We start from the raw sequence: 16,136 nt of genomic DNA, 5'->3' as shown, positions 1-16,136 counted from the left end.
AGAGAATGATCGGTCATTGGCGCACCCCTTCGCGCCGGCCCGTGGCCGGCGGCTGCGGCCGGCGGCACGCCGCCCGGACCCCGCCGGGCGCGCGCCGCCGGAGGCTCCCTCACGCGGTGGCTTTGATGCGCGCCACCAGGTCCTTCATCTTCTCGGTGGTGACGAACTTGTCGTAGACCGGCTTCATCGCGTCGATGAAGGGCTGCTTGTCCACCGTGTTGATGAGCGCGCCGCCCTTGGTGACCTTCTCCTTGGCGTCCGCATCGCGCTGCGCCCAGAGTTCGCGCATCTTGATCGTGGCGGCCTTGCCGGCCTCCTGGAACAGCTTCTTGTCGTCCGCCGAGAGCTTGTCCCAGGAGCGCTTGGCCATGACGAACACCTCCGGCGCCATGGAATGCTCGGTCAGCGAGAAATACTTCGCCACCTCGTAATGCTTCACCGATTCATAGGAGGGGAAGTTGTTCTCCGCCCCATCCACCAGCCCGGTCTGGAGCGCGGAATAGAGTTCGCCGAAGGGCATGGGCGTCGCATTGGCGCCGAGCGCGTTGATCAGGGCGATGAACAGGTCCGACTGCTGCACCCGGATCTTCATGCCCTTCATGTCGGCCAAGGTGTTGATCGGCCGCTTGGAATTATACATGGACCGGGCGCCGCTATCGAAGAAGCCCAGAACGATCAGGCCATGGGGCTCGAACGCCTTGCCGATGTCGGCGCCGATCGGCCCGTCCACCACGGCGTACATGTGCTGCACGGAGCGGAACAGGAACGGCAGGCCGAGCACCGCGGTCTCGGGGATGAGATTGTTGAACGGCGCGGTGTTCACCCGGTTCAGATCGATGACGCCGAAGCGGGTCTGCTCGATCGTGTCCTTCTCCTGCCCGAGCTGGCCGGAATTGAACACCTGCACCTTGATGCGGCCGTTGGTCTTCTCCTGAAGCACCTGGCCGAAGTATTTCACCGCCTCGACGGTCGGATAGCCGTCGGGATGGATGTCGGCGGAGCGCAGCGTCACGCTTTGGGCGGAAGCGCGTGACAGAGGAGCAGCGGCAAGCGCGGCGGTCAGCGCAAGCGCGTGACGTCGGGTCAGCATGGGCGTTCTCCCTGAACACTGTTTTTATGGGCCAGCCGCTTCAGCCTGGGGGACGGCGCATGCGACCGGACCCAACGCGATGAATGCAAGCCCCCATCTTGTATGGTAGTATTACGGAACTGGCAACTGGGAGAATGGGCGTGGACGCCATCACATCGCCGCCAACGGGTTCGGCGGCGCAACGCATCGAGGCGGAGCTGCGGCGCGCCATCATCGCCATGGACCTGCCGCCCGGCACGCGCCTGTCGGAACAGGAGATCGCGGCCGCCCACGGGGTCTCGCGCCAGCCGGTCCGCGAGGCCCTGATCGGCCTTGCGCGGACGCGCCTGGTGGAAATCCTGCCCCAGCGCGGCACGGTGGTGGTGAAGATCTCCACCCGCAAGATGATGGAGGCGCGCTTCGTGCGCGAGGCCATCGAGACCGCGGTGGCCCGGCGCGCGGCGGAAGCGTTCGACCCGGCGGCGCGGGTGAAGATCGACGACCTGATCGACCTCCAGCAGAAGGCCGCCCAGCGCAACGCGCACGGCACCTTCCAGCGCTATGACGAGCTGTTCCACATCGCCCTGGCGGAGGGGGCGGGCTGCCCGCTTGCCTGGGAGGCGGTGAGCGACATCAAGGCCCACATGGACCGCGCCTGCCACCTGACGCTGACCAGCAGCGAGACCATGCTCGACCTCGTTGCCCAGCACCGGGCGATCATGGCGGCGGTGGACGCCAGGGATCCCGACGCGGCGGCGGAGGCCATGCATCGCCACCTGCGGGAGATCCTGCGGGCCCTGCCGAAGGTGGAGGCCGAGCACCCGGACCTGTTCGAGTGACCGGCCCGGGACTCACCTAAAGGCCCGCCTCGCGAGACGCGCCTCACCGGAAACAGGCCTCACATCACGGCGCCGATCTGCCAGGGCACGAACTCGGCGTCGCCATAGCCCAGATCCTCGGACTTGGTGCGCGCGCCCGATGCGGTGCGCAGGACCGTGTCGAAGATCTCCCGGCCCTTCTCCTCCAGCGACACGCCGTCGAGGACATCGCCGCAATTGATGTCCATGTCCTCCTCCATCCGGCGGTAGATGTCGGAATTGGTGGCGAGCTTGAGGGAGGGCGTGGGCTTGCAGCCGAAGGCGGAGCCGCGCCCGGTGGTGAAGCAGATCACGTTGGCCCCGCCCGCCACCTGCCCGGTCGCCGCCACGGGATCGTAGCCGGGCGTGTCCATGTAGACGAAGCCCTGGGCGGTGACCGGCTCGGCATATTCATAGACCGCGCGCAGGGTCGAGGACCCGCCCTTGGCCGCCGCGCCCAGCGACTTCTCCAGGATGGTGGTGAGGCCGCCGGCCTTGTTGCCGGGCGAGGGATTGTTGTTCATCTCCCCCGCATTGCGCGCGGTGTATTCCTCCCACCACTTGATCCGCGCCACCAGCTTCTCGCCGACCGCGCGGTTCGCCGCACGGCGGGTCAGGAGATGCTCGGCGCCGTAGATCTCCGGCGTCTCGGACAGGATGGAGGTGCCGCCGTTGCGCACCAGCAGGTCGGAGGCGACGCCGAGCGCCGGATTGGCGGTCAGCGCGCTGTAGCCGTCCGAACCGCCGCATTGCAGCGCCAGCACCAGTTCGGAGGCCGGGCGGGTCTGCCGTTGCAGGGCGGCGGCGGCAGGCAGCATCTCGCGGAGGGCGCCGGTGATATGCTCCACCGTCTTGCGGGTGCCGCCCTCGTCCTGGATGGTCAGGGTGCGGAAGCTGTCGGTCTCGTCCACGCCATAGTCGGACTTGAAGCGGGCGATCTGGAACATCTCGCAGCCCAGCCCCACCATCACCACGGCGGCGAAATTGGGATGGGTGGCATAGCCCCACAGGGTGCGGCTCAGGATGTCGAACCCCTCGCCCTTGGACGCCATGCCGCAACCGGTGCCGTGGATGATCGGCACGATGCCGTCGATGCCGGGAAATTCCTCCAGCAGCCCCGAGCGTTCCACCGCCTGGGCGGCGAAGCGGGCGACGGAGGCCGAGCAGTTCACGCTGGTAAGGATGCCGAGATAGTTGCGCGTGCCGGTGCGCCCGTTGGAGCGGCGATAGCCCTGGAACGTGGCGCGCTCGGCCTCCGGCAACAGGCCGTCATCCTTGGCATCCACGGCGAAGGCATAGTCGCGCGAGAAGTCATGCAGCACCACATTGTGCTCATGCACATGCTCGCCCGGCCCGATGCCGCGCGCGGCAAAGCCGATGATCTGGCCGAGCTTCAGCACCGGCGCGCCTTCGGGAATGGCCGAGAGGGCAAACTTGTGGCCACGCGGTATGCGCGCCGTGGCGATGACGCCGCCCACGTGCGTACCCGGAGCCACAGCATCCAGCGCCACCGCCACATTGTCCGAGGCCGCCAGATGCAGCACGCGCGGGGCGTTGCCCGCCGGGGCGCCCGGCGTCGTCCCCTCCATCACCGGCACATCCATTGGCGAACCTCCCGCTGCGTTATCGTTGACGGTCTTGATATGCTAATATATTAGCGAAAAAAAACATGACAATAGGGAGTAAGGAAACGTGCCAGCGGAGCGGGCTTTCGCGCGATGGACCGGAGCAGCCGAGACCTTCGGCTTCTCCAAGCGCGTGCGCGCGATTCCGGCCTCGGCGCGCATCCACGCCGCCTTGCGCGAACAGATCATCGGCATGGAAATCCCGCCCGGCGCGGCGCTCCAGGAAAAGCAGATCGCGCTCGCCTGCGGCGTCAGCCGCACCCCGGTGCGCGAGGCGCTGCTGAAGCTGGCCGACGAGCGGCTGGTGGACATCTTTCCGCAATACGGCACCTTCGTCTCGCGCATCTCCGTGCCCGCCATGCGCGATGCCATGGTGATCCGCGACGCGCTGGAGCGGGCCGCGGCCCGTGGCGCGGCGGCGGCGGTGGACGAGGCCGCCGTCACCCGCCTGCGCAACCTGCTGGTGGAACAGCGCACCACCCATGAGGCGGGGCATCTGGCCGCCTTCTATGCGGCGGACGAGGCCTTCCACCAAGCCATCGCCGAGATCGCCGGCCACCCCAATCTCTGGCGCGTCGTGCGGCAGGAGAAGGCCCATGTGGACCGCTGCCGCATCCTCACCCTGCCCTCCCCGGACCGCCGCCTCGGCGTGATGTCGGACCACCAGGCCATCTTCGCGGCCATCGCCTCCGGCAAGCCGGACGCGGCGGAGGCGGCCATGCAGGCCCATCTCGACCAGGTGCTGCCCATCGTCACCGTGCTGGTGCAGCGCCACCCGAACTATTTCGAGGGCGCCGATGCCGCCCTGCCGGCCGAAGGCGCGCCCGCCGACATCACCGGCCCACCGGCCGCCGCCGCGCCCGAGCCGGCCGAAACACAGAAAACGCCTCGGAAAAGGACCCGATAATCCTCATGGCGAGCGCCCTCCTCCATCCCGACCGCCTGTTTCCTGCCGACCCCGCCGTGCGCGCGGTCGCCCGGCGGCTCTATGACACCGTGGCGGACCTGCCGATCGTCTCGCCGCACGGCCATACCGATCCGCGCTGGTATGCGGAGAACCAGCCGTTCCCGGACCCGGCGCGGCTGTTCGTGGTGCCGGACCACTACATCTTCCGCATGCTCTACAGCCAGGGCATCCCGCTGGAGAAGCTGGGCGTTCCGCGCCGCGACGGCGGGCCGACCGAACAGGACGGCCGCGCCATCTGGCGCCTGTTCGCGCAGAACCAGCACCTGTTCCGCGGCACCCCGACCCGCATGTGGCTGGACCATGCCTTCGCCACCCTGTTCGACTTCGACGAGCGCCTGAGCGCCCAGAACGCCGACCGGCTCTATGATGTGATCGCGGACAGGCTCGCCACCGACGCCTTCCGTCCCCGCGCCCTGTTCGAGCGCTTCAAGATCGAGGTGATCGCCACCACCGAGAGCCCGCTCGACGAGCTGAAGTGGCACAGGATGATCCGGGAGTCCGGCTGGACCGGCCGCGTCGTCACCGCCTACCGGCCCGACCCGGTGGTGGACCCGGACTTCGAGGGCTTCCGCGACAACCTCAGCCGCTTCGGTGAATTGACCGGCGAGGACACCTTCACCTGGACCGGCTATCTGGCCGCCCACCGCAAGCGCCGGGCCTTCTTCAAGAGCTTCGGCGCCACCTCCACCGACCACGGCCACCCGAGCGCGCGCACCGCCGACCTGCCGTTCGCCGAGGCGGAAGCCCTGTTCGAGCGCGTGGCCGGCGGCCAGGAGGTGTCGGCGCAGGATGCGGAACTGTTCCGCGCCCAGATGCTCACCGAGATGGCGGCCATGTCGGTGGACGACGGGCTGGTGATGCAGATCCACCCCGGCTCGGTGCGCAACCACAACGGCGGAATCCTCGCCCGCCACGGCCGCGACATGGGCGCCGACATCCCCGGCCGCACCGACTATGTCCACGCGCTGAAGCCCCTGCTCGACCGCTTCGGCAACGAGAAGGACCTCACCATCGTGCTCTTCACGCTGGACGAGACCAGCTATTCGCGCGAGCTGGCCCCCCTCGCGGGCCACTATCCGGTGCTGCGGCTCGGCCCCGCCTGGTGGTTCTTCGATGCCCCGGAAGGCATGAAGCGCTTCCGCGAGCTGACCACCGAGACCGCCGGCTTCTACAACACCGTCGGCTTCAACGACGACACCCGCGCCTTCCCCTCCATTCCCGCCCGGCATGACGTGGCCCGGCGGGTGGACTGCGCCTTCCTCGCCGAACTGGTGACCACCCACCGGCTCGACGAGGACGAGGCGCACGACGTCGCCCACGACCTCGCCTACAGGCTCGCCAAGAAGGCCTACAGGCTCTGACCAAGACGCGGCGCCGGATGCGCCAGAGGAAACGCCAAGGAGAACCGAACATGACCTGGTCCCATCTCACCCGCCGCACCTTCGTCGGCGGCGTGGCCGGCGCGGCGGGGCTCGCCGCGCTCGGCGGCTCCGCGCGCGCGCAGCTCGCCTTGCCCAAGTCCCCCATCACCCTGAACGTGGTGGATGTGGCGGGCAATCTCGCGCTCACCCAGAAGCCGATCGAGAACTACCGCAAGGCCAAGCCCAACCTCGTTTCCAAGATCTCCTTCACCAAGGCCCCCGCCCCCGAGCTGCCCGGCAAGATCAAGGCGCAGCAGGATGCCGGCCGGGTGGACATCGACATCGTCCTCACCGGCACGGACGCGCTCGCCGCCGGCATCGACCAGAAGCTCTGGGTCGAGCTGCTGCCCGCCCATGCCGCGGCCCTGCCGAAGCTGGACGACATCTACCAGGAGCCCGCCGCCCGCATGCAGACCCTGGCCAGCGGCCAGGGTGTGGTGGTGAGCTATTATCCCTCCGGCCCGCTGATCGAATACATGCCCACGGTCAAGACCCCGCCCACCACGGCGGAGGAGCTTCTGGCCTGGACCAAGGAGAACAAGAACCGCTTCCTCTATGCCCGCCCGGCCAATTCCGGCCCCGGCCGCACCTGGCTGATGGGCCTGCCCTATCTGCTCAAGGATGCCGACCCCAAGGACCCGATCAAGGGCTGGGACAAGACCTGGGCCTATCTGAAGGCGTTGGGCGAGAACATCGAATACTATCCATCCGGCACCACGCCCACCATGAAGGAACTGGGCGAGGGCTCGCGCGACATCATCGTCTCGACCACCGGCTGGGACATCAATCCGCGCGTGCTCGGCATCGTGCCGAAGGAGGCCAAGGTCGGCGCCCTGAAGGGCTTCCACTGGGTGGCGGACGCCCATTATGTCTGCATTCCCAAGGGCCTGTCGGACGAGAAGCTGGCGGTGGTGCTCGACCTCGTCTCCTTCATCCTGACACCGCCGCAGCAGGCCTATACTTATGACGAGGGCTATTTCTATCCCGGCCCGGCGGTAAAGAACGTGCCGCTGGACCTCGCCCCGGCGGAAAGCCAGGCCGCCATCAAGGAATATGGCCGGCCCGAATATGCCGCGCTGATCGCCGACAATCCCATCGAGCTGCCGCTGATGCCGGACAAGATGGTGCAGGCCTTCCGCCGCTGGGACGAAGAAATCGGCGGCGCCAAAAAGAAGTGACCGCCTCCGCCCGCTGAATGTTCGCGCCGCTCCACCGGAGCGGCGCCTGACCCGTGACCCAGGATCGAGCCGGCGGCAGAGCGCCGCCGGCCCTCGCTTCGTGCAACATCCGGACGCGCGCCATGACCATCCACGCTGCCAATTTCACCGAGCTGAAACTCGAACGGCTCTCCCGCGAGTTCGGAAACCTGAACGCCCTGAGGGACGTCAATCTCACCATCCGCCAGGGCGAGTTCATCGCCTTGCTGGGGCCGTCGGGCTGCGGCAAGTCCACCACGCTGAACATCCTCGCCGGCCTGCTGCCCGCCACCGGCGGCGGCATCTGGCTGGATGACAAGCGCATCGACCGCCTGCGCCCCGAGGAGCGCGGCTTCGGCATGGTGTTCCAGAACTATGCCCTGTTCCCGCACATGAGCGTGGAGGACAATGTGGGCTTCGGCCTCTTGATGCGCGGCATGTCCAAGGCCGAGCGCAAGAAACGGGTGGACGAGGCCATCACCATGGTCCGCCTCACCGGCCACGGCCACAAGCTGCCGGGCCAGCTCTCCGGCGGCCAGCAGCAGCGCGTCGCCATCGCCCGCGCCATCGTGGTGGAGCCGCCGCTGGTGCTCATGGACGAGCCGCTCTCCAACCTCGACGCCAAGCTGCGGCTGGAGATGCGCGCGGAAATCCGCCGCATTCACAACATGCTGGGCGCCACCACCATCTATGTGACACACGACCAGGAAGAGGCGCTCTCGCTCGCCGACCGCATCGTCGTGCTGAAGGATGGCGTGGTGCGCCAGGTGGGCACGCCGGACGAATTGTTCGCCCATCCCGCCTATCTCGACGTCGCCGAATTCATGGGCTTCCGCAACCGCCTGGGTGGCACCGTGACCGCCCGCGAGGGCGACCGCGTCACCGTGGCGCTCGCCGCCGGCGGGCAGATGCAGGGCCGCCCGCGCGGCGACATCAACGTGGGCGACACCGTCATCGTCACCGTGCGCGCCGACGACATGAAGCACGCGCCCGACGGCGAGGGCTTCCCGGCCAAGGTGGCCTCCAGCGAGTTCCGCGGCCGCGAATTCTGCGCCTTCGGCAGCGCCGCGGACGGCTCGGACCTTGCCTTCCAGTCGCACAGCCCGCTGGTGGCCGGCGACCAGGTGCAGGTCGGCGCCGACCCCGCGCGCGTCCTCGTGTTCCCGGATCGCATGCAATGAGCACGCCCGTGTCGCTCCCCGCCTCCATCCCTCTCTCGCAGCGCCTCGCCGCGCGCGGCATCGACGGGCTGACCCTGCTGGTGGTCCCCGCCGCGCTGTTCATCCTGGGGCTGTTCGTCTACCCCTTCCTCTACGGGCTGTGGCTGTCGTTCCAGCCCAAGGTCGGCGGCACATTCGCCAATTATGCCAAGTTCTTCGCCGATCCGTTCCTGTATGGCACCATCGCCACCACGCTGTGGCTGGCGCTGCCGGTGACGCTGCTGAACATCGTGCTGGCGGTGCCCATCGCGCTCCGGGTGCGGCATCTGCGCCGGCAGCGGCTGCTGACCACCATATTGGTCATCCCGATCACGCTCGGCACCGTGCTGGTGGCGGAAGGGCTGCTGAACTATCTCGGCCCGCAGGGCTGGTTCAGCCGCTCGCTCATCGCCCTCGGCCTCATCTCCAAGCCGCTGGCGCTGCTGCATAATTACTGGGGCGTGTTCATCTCGCTGCTGCTCACCGGCTTCCCCTTCACGTTCCTGCTCACCCTGTCCTATCTGTCCGGGCTCGACCCGGCGCTGGAGCAGGCGGCGGCGACGCTGGGGGCCGGGTCCTGGCAGCGTTTCCGGCACATCATCCTGCCGCTGCTGCTGGCGGGGCTCGCCATCACCTTCTGCCTGTCCTTCGTCCAGGCCTTCTCGGTCTTCCCCTCGGCCGTGCTGCTGGGCGCGCCGGCGGGGCCCACCCGCGTCATCTCCATCGCGGCCTATCAGGCGGCGTTCGAAGACTATGATTATTCAATGGCTTCGGCCATCGCGATGATCATGGCGGTGGTGCAGTTGGCCATCGTCGCCGCGCTGCTGTTCGCGCGCGGCCTGATCTATCGCGGCGCCACCTCCGGCGGAAAGGGCTGAGCCATGATCCGGGACACGACACTCGGCGCGAAGCTCTGGATCACCGCCGTCTGGGCGGTGATCGGCTTCTTCATTCTCAACCTTTTGGCCATGATCGCGGCGGTGGTGGTCTCCTCCTTCGCCACCCGCTGGCTGGGCACCTGGTTCCCGCTCGGCTGGACCACACGCTGGTACACCTCCGCCTGGGAGGAGTTCCAGCTAGGCGATGTGCTGACCGTCACCTTCCAGGTGGTGTTCCTGGTGGTGTTCCTGTCCGGCCTGATCGGAGTACCGGCGGCTTATGCCATGGCGCGGCGGGAGTTTCCCGGCAAGAGACTGGTGATGCTGCTGTTCCTGCTGCCGCTGCTGGTGCCGCCCATCACCTTCGGCATCCCGCTCGCCACAGTGCTCTACCGGGCCGGGCTGGCCGGCAGCATGACCGGCGTGGTGCTGGCCAATCTGGTGCCCACGGTGCCGTTCGTGGTGCTGGTGATGATCCCGTTCGTGGAGCAGATCGACCAGCGCATCGAGGCGGCGGCACGGGTGTTCGGGGCCAGCACCTTCCAGCTGTTCCGCTATGTGCTGGTGCCGCTGCTGCTGCCCGGCATCCTGGCGGCGCTGCTGCTGGTGCTGGTGCGCACCATCGCCATGTTCGAACTGACCTTCCTCACCGCCGGCCCCACCAGCCAAACCCTTGTGGTGGCGCTCTATTATGCGGTGTTCGCCTCGGGCGTGCGCTCGGTGCAGTCCATCGATGCCATGGCCGTGGTCTATATGATCACCACCCTGGTGTGGCTGCTGATCGCGCTGCGCTTCGTCAACCCCACCCAGATCGTGGCGCGGGCCAAATCCGAGCACGCCCACTGAAGGCCCCGTGATGCGCCTGTCCCTCGCCACCCTGAACCGGCTGCCGCCCGATGTGCGGCGGCCGGGCTATGATGTCTCGGCCGCCACCGTGGGCGTGGTCCATTTGGGCGTCGGCGCCTTCCACCGCGCCCACCAGACGGTCTATCTGGACGACTGCCTGGCCCGCGGCGCGAATGGCTGGGCGGTGTGCGGGGCCAGCCTGCGCTCGCCCGACACCTCGCAAGCCATTGATCCGCAAGACGGTCTCTACACGCTTGCGGTGCGCTCCGGGGCCGGGGACGACCTCCGGGTGGTGGGCGCCCTGCGCCGCCTGCTGGTCGCCCCGCGCGACCCGGAGGCGCTGCTCTCGGCCATGAGCGACCCCCGGGTGCGCATCGTCACCCTCACCGTGACCGAGAAGGGCTATTGCCACGACCCGGCCACCGGCACCCTGGACGAGGCCCACCCGGACATCGTCGCCGACCTCGCAAACCCTTCCGCGCCAAGGAGTGCGCCCGGCTATCTGGTCGAGGCGCTGGCCCGCCGCCGGGCCGCCGGGACACCGCCCTTCACGGTGCTGTGCTGCGACAACCTGCCGGCCAACGGCGCCACCGTGGCCCGGGTGGTGGCGCGCTTCGCCACCCTGCGTGACTCCGACCTCGGGCGCTGGGTGGAGGGCGAGGTGGCCTTCCCCTCGACCATGGTGGACCGCATCGTGCCGGCCACCACGGATGCCGACAAGCTGATGGTTTCCAACAGGTTGGGCCTGCAAGATGCTTGGCCGGTGATGACCGAGCCGTTCAGCCAGTGGGTGATCGAGGACCGCTTCCCCACCGGCCGCCCTCCGCTGGAGGAGGTGGGGGCGGAGCTGGTCGCCGATGTGCGGCCCTATGAGGACATGAAGCTGCACCTGCTCAACGGCTCGCACTCGACCCTCGCCTATCTCGGCTATCTCGCCGGCAAGGCGACGATTGCCGAGACGATGGCCGTGCCGGCCTTCCAGCGTCTGGTGGAAAAGCTTCAGGATCAAGAGGTTACGCCGACCGTCCCGGCGCCGCCGGGGGCCGACCTTCAGGCCTACAAACGGGCGCTCCGGGCGCGCTTCGCCAATCCGGCGCTCAGGCACCGCACCTGGCAGATCGCCATGGACGGCTCGCAGAAGCTGCCGCAGCGCCTGCTCGCCCCGATCCGCGAGCGGCTGGCGGCGGGCGCGCCCATCGACCTGCTGGCGCTCGGCGTGGCGGGCTGGATGCGCTATGTCTCGGGCGTGGATGAGACAGGCCAAGCCATTGATGTGCGGGACCCTTTGGCCGCCCGCTTCGCGGCGGCGGCGGCCGGCGCGGGTGGCGATGCCGGCCGGCTGGCGGATGGATTGCTGGCCATCCGCGAGGTGTTCGGCGCCGATTTGCCGGCCGATCCCCGCTTCACCGGCCCGGTCCGGGCGGCGCTGGCCGGGCTGTACCGGGAGGGGGCGGCGGCGCGGGTCGAGGCGGCGGTGGCCGGCTGAGGCCGAGGGTAGCCGATTGCGGATAACTCCGCCGCGCCGTCATGTATCACACATGGATTCCGCGCCTGTTCCGCGCAATTCCCCTTTTGAGACACCGTGTCATGCGACACGCCTGCTTGATGCCCGCGAAGGAGACCCCATGACCGGCCCAGACGCCCCCGCCGCCGAGACCGCCTTGCCGGTCTTCCCCGACCTCGCCGGCAAGGCGGTGCTGGTGACCGGTGCCTCCACCGGCATCGGCGCGGCGGCGGCGGAAGGCTTCGCCCGCTCGGGCGCGCGCGTCGCGGTGCATTACAATTCCAGCCGCGAACAGGCCGAGGCGGTGGCCGGGCGCATCCGCGCCGCCGGCGGCGAGGCGGTGCTGGTGGCCGGCGACGTGACCCAGGCCGACGTCCCCGCCCGCCTCATCGCCGAGACCGTGGCCGCCTTCGGCCGGCTGGACGTGCTGGTGAACAATGCCGGCGGCCTTGTTGAGCGCACGCCCATCACCGGCTATTCCGACGCCTTCGTCGCCCGCGTGCTGGAGCTGAACGTCACCCAGGTGATCGCCTTCATGCGCGAGGGCGTGAAGCAGATGACCGCGCAGGGCACCGGCAGCATCGGCGGCGGGGCGATCATCAACGTCTCCTCCATCGCCGCGCGCAACGGCGGCGGCAACGGCGCGGTGCTCTATGCCGCCGCCAAGGGCTTCATCTCCACCGCCACCAGGGGCTGGGCCAAGGAACTGGCGAGGAGCGGCATCCGCGTCAACGCGGTCTCGCCCGGCGTCATCGCCACCCCGTTTCACGAGCGCTTCTCGACGCCCGCGCAGATGGAAGCCATGCGGGCCAGCGTGCCCATGGAGCGCATCGGCACGCCGCAGGAATGCGTCGGCGCCTTCCTGTTCCTCGCCTCGGCGGCGGCGAGCGGCTATGTCACCGGCCAGATCCTGGAAGTGAACGGCGGCCAGTACATGCCCTGACGCCGCCGCGCGGCTCCGGCGCGCGGCCTGCGCGACGCATCGCCCGCAGCGCCCGAGGCGCCCGCGCCGGACGGTCCTATACTTACGCTTAAGCTTTCGCGGCCCGCGCCGGCTCCAGCCCGCGCGGGCCGCGTCGTGTCCGGCGCCCGTCGGAGACGGGGGCGACGCCCGTTGCGCAGATCCCGGCGATGTGAAAGCATGACGTAAGCTTTCAGACATCAGCAGGAGCCGCGGCAAATCAAGCTCTAAGCCGGAAAACGTCAATAATGAATAATAACCGTTTCGATGCGCGCCAACTCATCATGCGGAGAACAGGACGTTGGACGACCAGCAGAAAGACGCCTTCCGCCTGGTGGTGGAAGCGGTGCCCACCGCCATTATACTGGTGAATGCCCAGGGCCTGATCGAGATCGCCAACTCCGAGACGGAGCGCATTTTCGATTACACGCGGGCCGAGCTGGAGAACCGGCCGGTCGAGATGCTGATCCCGGAACGACTGCGCGGCGGCCATCCCGCCCATCGGCAGGGGTTCGCGGCGGCGCCCGCCACCCGCGCCATGGGCACCGGGCGGGAATTGAAGGGGCGGCGCCGGGACGGCAGCGAATTCCCCGTCGAGATCGGCCTCAACCCACTGTTGTGGCCGCAAAAGCCGAAGGTGCTCGCGGCCATCACCGACATTTCCGAGCGGGTGGAGACCATCCGCCGGCTGGCCGAGCACCGGGAGGAGCTGGAGCGCAGCAATGCGGAACTGTCCACCTTCGCCTTCGTCGCCTCCCACGACCTGAAATCGCCGCTGCGGGGCATCTCGCAACTGTCGAACTGGATCGAGGAGGACATCGGCGAGGGCAATTACGCCGCCATCCCCGGCCAGCTCAACACCCTGCGCGGCCGCATCCGGCGGATGGAGAACCTGCTGGACGACCTGCTGGCCTATTCGCGCGTCGGCCGGGTGGAGGGCGTGCTGCGCCAGGTGTCGCTGGCCGATCTCGCCCGCAGCGTGTTCGAATTGCAGGCGCCCCCGCCGGGCATCGCGCTGGAGCTGCCGGAGGCGCTGCCCGAGATCACCACCCTGGTCACCCCGCTCGAACAGGTGGTCCGCAACCTGTTCTCCAACGCCATCAAGCACCATGACCGCCCGCAGGGCGTCATCAGTCTGCGGCTGGCCGCGCCGCCGGGCGGCTTCTGGACATTCCAGGTCGCCGACGACGGCCCCGGCATCCCGCCGCAATATCACGAGCGGGTCTTCCAGATGTTCCAGACGCTGCGCCCGCGCGACGAGGTGGAAGGCAGCGGAATGGGCCTGGCCTTCGTCAAGAAGATCGTTGAGACCTATGGCGGAACAGTCTCGATCAACCCTGAAGAAGGGCGAGGTTGCTGCATCTCATTCACGTGGCCGAAGAATATCGAGCGGAGATATGGTCATGAACGCGCATCAACACCCTAGTTATCACGAAGCGACAATTTTCATTGTTGACGATGATGATATCGATGCGATGACATTGACTCGCTCATTGAAAAAAATGAAAATCCTTAACCCCGTATGCCGGGCACGCGACGGCCAGGAGGCGCTGGAACTTCTGACATCCGGGCGCATTGCTGCGCCGTTCATCATCCTTCTCGATCTCAACATGCCCCGCATGGGCGGAATCGAGTTCCTGAAGGCCATCCGGGCCGATCCGGACCTGACGGGCACGGTCGTCTTCATGCTGACGACATCGAAATCAGATGAAGACATTTCGGCCGCCTATCGTGATCATGTGGCCGGATACATCTACAAGCAGGAAATCGATGGATCATTCATGGATGTGGTCCGTCTGATCGAACATTATTGGAAGATTGTCGAACTTCCTTACGACGGTCGCGTTATTTCGAAATGAAATTGCTCCTGATCGACGACGACGAGATCGACCGGCAACTGGTGTGCCGGCTGCTGCGCGGCTCGCACATGCCGATGGACATCGTCCAGGCCAGCACCGCGCGCAGCGGCCTGCAATTGTTCGAGGAGATGCGCTTCGACGCGGTGCTGCTCGACGTGCTGCTGCCGGATGTGAACGGCCTGGAGGTGCTGGACCTGATCCAGCGGCGGCCGGAGGTCCGGGCGGCCGTGATCATGCTCACCGGCGCCACCGACGAGACCATGGAGATCCGCTGCCTGGAGGCGGGGGCGCAGGACTTCCTGCTGAAGGGCGAGGTCAGCGCCCGGCATCTCCAGCGCGCGCTGCTGCACGCCCGCACCCGCCATTCGCTGGAGGTGAAGCTCATCGAGAGCCGGGAGAGCCTGCGCGTGCTGGCCGAGCAGGACCCGCTCACCGGGCTCGGCAACCGCTATTTCTTCGACCAGAGCCTGCGGCTGGTGCTCGCCCGCGCCAACCAGGAGGGGGGCAAGGTCGCGCTCACCCTGCTGGACCTGGATAATTTCAAGGTGATCAACGACAGCATGGGGCACGACAGCGGCGACCTCATCCTCGCCGCCGCCGCCCGCCGCCTGCTGGAGGTGGCGCCGCCCGGCGATCTGGTCTGCCGCCTGGGCGGCGACGAGTTCGCCATCATCACCCAGACGGTGGAGACCGAATTGTCCCTCGCCAAGCTGGCGGAGGACCTGCTGGCCGCCATGCGGGCGCCGTTCCATATCCACGGCACCGGGCTGGTCGTGCAATGCAGCATCGGCATCGCCATCTCGCCCGACTGCGGCGACACCGTCGACCAATTGCTCAAGAGCGCGGACCTCGCCATGTACCAGGCCAAGCGCGAGGGCCGCGACCGCTTCCAGTTCTTCTCGGCCAAGCTCCAGGCGGACGCCACGCGCAAGGCCTCGCTGGCCAACGACATGCGCACGCCGGACTTCCTCGGCCAGCTCCGGCTGTTCTACCAGCCGCTGGTGGATGCCCGCTCGCGCCGCATCTGCGGGGCCGAGGCGCTGGTGCGCTGGCAGCACCCCACGCTGGGCATGCTCATGCCCGCCGACTTCATCGTGGTGGCCGAGGAATTCGGCCGCATGAACATCATCGATTCCTGGTCGCGCCGGCAGGCCAGCCTGCAGATGGCCGACTGGCTGCGCCGGGCGGTGGTGGGCGAGGGCTTCAGCATGAAGTTCAACGTCTGCGCCCAGACGCTGAAGGACGAATGCCTGTCCTGCGCCATCCTGAGCGACCTGGACAGCGCCGGCGTGCCCGGCGCCTGCATGGAGATGGAGGTCACCGAGAGCCTGCTGATCGCCAGCTTCCAGACCGTCTCGCCCATGCTGAACGACATCAGGGCCCACGGCCTGCGCATCGCCATCGACGATTTCGGCACCGGCTATTCCTCGCTGGCTTATCTCAGCAAGATCCCCACCTCCACCATCAAGGTGGACCGCTCCTTCCTCGCCAACGTGCCGCAGAGCGAGACCGACTGCCGCGTCCTGCGCTCCATGATCGTGATGGTGAAGAGCCTGGAGCTGCGCGTGGTGGTGGAGGGCGTGGAGACCCGCGAGCAGGCGGACGTGTGCAGCACCTATGGCGCCGACATGCTCCAGGGCTACCTGTTCTCCCCGCCGGTGCCGCGCGACGAGTTCGAGCGCATGCTGACGGCGCGGCCGCAGCTCGCCCTGTCCTGAGGCGTGCTGCCGCGGTGGCGTCCGGCGCGGATGCAA

The 16,136-nt window shown here is 67.9% G+C and carries 14 protein-coding genes; 12 read left to right on the top strand and 2 right to left on the bottom strand.

The features are described from left to right. Window positions 1-109: 109 nt before the first annotated feature. Window positions 110-1,090, bottom strand: a complete 981-nt coding sequence (locus tag YU1_RS0114345) for a TRAP transporter substrate-binding protein (protein ID WP_051356869.1) — start codon at window positions 1,088-1,090, stop codon at window positions 110-112. Between the two features lie 134 nt (window positions 1,091-1,224). Here YU1_RS0114345 and YU1_RS0114340 point away from each other — a divergent pair, with 134 nt between their 5' ends. Next, window positions 1,225-1,908, top strand: coding sequence for a GntR family transcriptional regulator (locus YU1_RS0114340; RefSeq protein WP_029004664.1), 684 nt, complete (start codon window positions 1,225-1,227; stop codon window positions 1,906-1,908). A gap of 59 nt (window positions 1,909-1,967) precedes the next feature. On the opposite strand, the gene YU1_RS0114335 is transcribed toward YU1_RS0114340, so the two are convergent. Continuing rightward, complete coding sequence (locus YU1_RS0114335; protein ID WP_245263336.1) at window positions 1,968-3,530, bottom strand: UxaA family hydrolase; 1,563 nt, start codon at window positions 3,528-3,530, stop codon at window positions 1,968-1,970. Between the two features lie 88 nt (window positions 3,531-3,618). Between YU1_RS0114335 and YU1_RS29495 the strand changes: the two genes are divergently transcribed. The 11 genes from YU1_RS29495 (at window position 3,619) to YU1_RS0114280 (ending at window position 16,100) form a co-directional block, all read left to right on the top strand. Continuing rightward, the gene (locus YU1_RS29495) at window positions 3,619-4,458 is read left to right on the top strand and encodes a GntR family transcriptional regulator (RefSeq protein ID WP_245263335.1); all 840 of its coding nucleotides are present in this window, start codon (window positions 3,619-3,621) and stop codon (window positions 4,456-4,458) included. A 5-nt stretch (window positions 4,459-4,463) separates the two neighbouring features. Further along, window positions 4,464-5,879: a glucuronate isomerase gene (gene uxaC, locus YU1_RS0114325; RefSeq protein ID WP_035715403.1), complete on the top strand. Its 1,416-nt coding sequence runs from the start codon at window positions 4,464-4,466 to the stop codon at window positions 5,877-5,879. A gap of 50 nt (window positions 5,880-5,929) precedes the next feature. Then, window positions 5,930-7,117, top strand: coding sequence for an ABC transporter substrate-binding protein (locus tag YU1_RS0114320; protein ID WP_029004661.1), 1,188 nt, complete (start codon window positions 5,930-5,932; stop codon window positions 7,115-7,117). Window positions 7,118-7,239: 122 nt separating this feature from the next. Beyond that, window positions 7,240-8,316 carry an ABC transporter ATP-binding protein gene (locus YU1_RS0114315; RefSeq protein WP_029004660.1) on the top strand — a complete coding sequence of 359 codons (1,077 nt, stop codon included), beginning with the start codon at window positions 7,240-7,242 and terminating at the stop codon, window positions 8,314-8,316. After that, on the top strand, window positions 8,313-9,212 hold the full coding sequence (locus tag YU1_RS0114310) for an ABC transporter permease (RefSeq protein ID WP_035715401.1): 900 nt from the start codon (window positions 8,313-8,315) through the stop codon (window positions 9,210-9,212). Before YU1_RS0114315 ends, YU1_RS0114310 begins: the two co-directional genes overlap by 4 nt. Window positions 9,213-9,215: 3 nt before the next feature. After that, complete coding sequence (locus tag YU1_RS0114305; RefSeq protein WP_029004658.1) at window positions 9,216-10,058, top strand: ABC transporter permease; 843 nt, start codon at window positions 9,216-9,218, stop codon at window positions 10,056-10,058. Between the two features lie 10 nt (window positions 10,059-10,068). Continuing rightward, on the top strand, window positions 10,069-11,544 hold the full coding sequence (locus YU1_RS0114300) for a mannitol dehydrogenase family protein (RefSeq protein WP_029004657.1): 1,476 nt from the start codon (window positions 10,069-10,071) through the stop codon (window positions 11,542-11,544). A 139-nt stretch (window positions 11,545-11,683) separates the two neighbouring features. Next, window positions 11,684-12,505, top strand: coding sequence for an SDR family NAD(P)-dependent oxidoreductase (locus YU1_RS0114295; RefSeq protein ID WP_051356868.1), 822 nt, complete (start codon window positions 11,684-11,686; stop codon window positions 12,503-12,505). Between the two features lie 319 nt (window positions 12,506-12,824). Next, on the top strand, window positions 12,825-13,949 hold the full coding sequence (locus YU1_RS29490) for a sensor histidine kinase (protein WP_035715399.1): 1,125 nt from the start codon (window positions 12,825-12,827) through the stop codon (window positions 13,947-13,949). Next, a complete protein-coding gene (locus tag YU1_RS0114285; RefSeq protein WP_029004655.1) occupies window positions 13,927-14,382 on the top strand; it encodes a response regulator in 456 nt (151 codons plus the stop codon). Before YU1_RS29490 ends, YU1_RS0114285 begins: the two co-directional genes overlap by 23 nt. After that, window positions 14,379-16,100 (top strand): putative bifunctional diguanylate cyclase/phosphodiesterase, encoded by a 1,722-nt coding sequence (locus tag YU1_RS0114280; RefSeq protein ID WP_029004654.1) that lies wholly within the window; start codon window positions 14,379-14,381, stop codon window positions 16,098-16,100. The genes YU1_RS0114285 and YU1_RS0114280 overlap by 4 nt, the downstream gene beginning before the upstream one ends. Window positions 16,101-16,136 lie beyond the last annotated feature (36 nt).

The sequence above is a fragment of the Azorhizobium doebereinerae UFLA1-100 genome (assembly GCF_000473085.1).
Lineage (GTDB): Bacteria > Pseudomonadota > Alphaproteobacteria > Rhizobiales > Xanthobacteraceae > Azorhizobium > Azorhizobium doebereinerae.
This window is presented reverse-complemented; position numbering and strand designations above follow the sequence as displayed.

Coding starts and splice junctions, on each gene's coding strand:
- YU1_RS0114345 (WP_051356869.1), bottom strand. CDS start 1,090: ATGCTGACCCGACGTCACGCGCTTGCGCTGACCGCCGCGCTTGCCGCT.
- YU1_RS0114340 (WP_029004664.1), top strand. CDS start 1,225: ATGGGCGTGGACGCCATCACATCGCCGCCAACGGGTTCGGCGGCGCAA.
- YU1_RS0114335 (WP_245263336.1), bottom strand. CDS start 3,530: ATGGATGTGCCGGTGATGGAGGGGACGACGCCGGGCGCCCCGGCGGGC.
- uxaC (WP_035715403.1), top strand. CDS start 4,464: ATGGCGAGCGCCCTCCTCCATCCCGACCGCCTGTTTCCTGCCGACCCC.
- YU1_RS0114320 (WP_029004661.1), top strand. CDS start 5,930: ATGACCTGGTCCCATCTCACCCGCCGCACCTTCGTCGGCGGCGTGGCC.
- YU1_RS0114315 (WP_029004660.1), top strand. CDS start 7,240: ATGACCATCCACGCTGCCAATTTCACCGAGCTGAAACTCGAACGGCTC.
- YU1_RS0114310 (WP_035715401.1), top strand. CDS start 8,313: ATGAGCACGCCCGTGTCGCTCCCCGCCTCCATCCCTCTCTCGCAGCGC.
- YU1_RS0114305 (WP_029004658.1), top strand. CDS start 9,216: ATGATCCGGGACACGACACTCGGCGCGAAGCTCTGGATCACCGCCGTC.
- YU1_RS0114300 (WP_029004657.1), top strand. CDS start 10,069: ATGCGCCTGTCCCTCGCCACCCTGAACCGGCTGCCGCCCGATGTGCGG.
- YU1_RS0114295 (WP_051356868.1), top strand. CDS start 11,684: ATGACCGGCCCAGACGCCCCCGCCGCCGAGACCGCCTTGCCGGTCTTC.
- YU1_RS0114285 (WP_029004655.1), top strand. CDS start 13,927: ATGAACGCGCATCAACACCCTAGTTATCACGAAGCGACAATTTTCATT.
- YU1_RS0114280 (WP_029004654.1), top strand. CDS start 14,379: ATGAAATTGCTCCTGATCGACGACGACGAGATCGACCGGCAACTGGTG.